This window comes from Actinosynnema sp. NPDC023658 (assembly GCF_040639995.1).
Taxonomy (GTDB): Bacteria; Actinomycetota; Actinomycetes; order Mycobacteriales; family Pseudonocardiaceae; genus Actinosynnema.
Genome location: NZ_JBFAAX010001368.1, coordinates 1 through 1,243, shown reverse-complemented (window position 1 = coordinate 1,243; position 1,243 = coordinate 1). Strand labels below are relative to the sequence as shown.

Annotated in this window: 1 protein-coding gene and 1 pseudogene; both read left to right on the top strand. The window is 75.0% G+C overall.

The annotated features are described in order from the left end of the window. A partial coding sequence (gene rfaE2 / locus AB0G02_RS41045) for a D-glycero-beta-D-manno-heptose 1-phosphate adenylyltransferase (RefSeq protein WP_360806212.1) occupies positions 1-1,023 on the top strand: 1,023 nt, incomplete at its 5' end. After that, a pseudogene (locus tag AB0G02_RS41040) lies at positions 1,023-1,243 on the top strand (short-chain dehydrogenase); the annotation flags it as partial. The gene rfaE2 and the pseudogene AB0G02_RS41040, both read left to right, overlap by 1 nt.

Below are 1,243 nucleotides of genomic sequence, written 5' to 3'. Positions count from 1 at the left end.
CCCACCCCGGTCAAGACGCGGCTGCGCTCGGGCGGGCACTCGATCGCCCGGCTCGACCGCGGCGGCGGTGCGGGCACGCCGCAGGTCACCGACGACATGCTCGACGCCGTGCTGCAGGCCGACTACGTGCTGGTCTCCGACTACGGGCGGGGGCTGCTGCGCGACGAGCGGCTGCGCGGCGTGCTCGCCCGTCGCCCGGTGGTGTGGGACCCGCACCCGCGCGGCCCCGACCCGGTGCCCGGCGCCCGCCTGGTGACGCCGAACGCGTCCGAGGCCAGGACCTTCAGCGGGCGCACCGACCCGATGGACGCGCTGGAGGTGCTGCGCGACCGGTGGCAGGCGCGGGCCGTCGTGGTGACGCTCGGCGCGGACGGCGCGCTGCTGCACGGCGGCGGCACGCCGGTCGCCGTGCCCGCGCCCCGCGTCCCGGTGCTCGACCCGTGCGGCGCGGGGGACCGGTTCGCCTCCACCGTCGCGATCCGGCTGATGAACGGCGCGGCGATGGACGACGCGGTCGCGGCCGGCGTCACGTCGGCCGCCGACTTCCTGCGGCACGGTGGCGCGTCCAGGTTCCGCCCGGTCGACGAACTGTCCACTGTGGACGCGGTACGCGCCCGCGGTGGCGTGGTCGTGGCCACCGGCGGGTGCTTCGACCTGCTGCACGCCGGTCACGTCCGCACGCTGCGCGCCGCCCGGTCGCTGGGCGACTGCCTGGTGGTGTGCCTGAACTCCGACGCGTCGGTGCGCCGCCTGAAGGGGCCGGAACGACCGGTCACCAAGGAGCAGGACCGCGTGGAAGTGCTGCGCGCGCTGGGATGTGTGGACGATGTGGTCGTGTTCGAGGACGACACGCCGGAGCGCGTGCTGTCCACCCTGCGCCCCGACGTGTGGGTGAAGGGCGGCGACTACACCGTGGATTCTCTGCCGGAAGCGGACCTGGTGAAGGGCTGGGGCGGTCGGACCGTCGTCGTGCCCTACCACCGGGGCCGTTCGACCACCGAGATGTTGTCGAGGAGGGGCTGATGCTCGGCCAGGTGTTGGTGACCGGAGGCGCGTCCGGCTTGGGCGCGGCCGTGGTGCACGCGGTGCACGAGTTGGGCGGGCAACCGCTGGTGCTGGACAAGGCCGCCCCGTCGTCGGCCGAGGTGGCCGACTTCGAGTCGGTGGACCTGTCCGACACCAGGGCGGCGGAGCGGGCGGTGAAGGCCATCGCCGAGCGCAACGGCGGCCTGCGCGCCGTGGT